General features: G+C 44.2%; 1 protein-coding gene. It reads right to left on the minus strand.

The genetic code is table 11. From position 1 onward, the window contains the following. Nucleotides 1-25 precede the first annotated feature (25 nt). On the minus strand, nucleotides 26-466 hold a 441-nt coding region (locus ACHFIZ_RS17960; RefSeq protein WP_410888353.1), incomplete at its 5' end, for a hypothetical protein.

Raw genomic sequence — 466 nt, forward strand, 5'->3', positions numbered from 1 at the left:
TGAATGTGTTCTAATGTTTCTTTGTTCATCTTGTTATATTTATCCCGGTAGTGTTGTAATTATTCATCATCTCTGCCAGTTCCAGCAGATTTTCCATAGATCGAAGGGCGATTGCATCCGGCTCTGCTATTTCAGGCTCCTGTACCACCTGATTACCTAGCAATGCGATCAGATGTTCATTATTTACATTGGAGGGGAATTGCCGGGCCAGCAGCGCTACACAGTCACATAAGTCCTTACTGCTTATATTATGCTGCTGGCGGTATTGCAACAACTCAATAAACGCACGTGGATCATGTTGATAATGGTCATGATAAAGTGATTGCACCCAGATGGGCGCTTGTTTTAAGGCCACAGAACCTGCAGCAGCACCCGGCTTTCGCTGTAAAGTGCTTAAGAAGTGTTCAATATCAATCTGCCAACCATGTCTGCCATAGATTCTTTCGTGGCAACACACTACATGGTC

It is taken from the genome of Pedobacter sp. JCM 36344 (assembly GCF_046546555.1).
Taxonomy (GTDB): Bacteria; Bacteroidota; Bacteroidia; order Sphingobacteriales; family Sphingobacteriaceae; genus Pedobacter.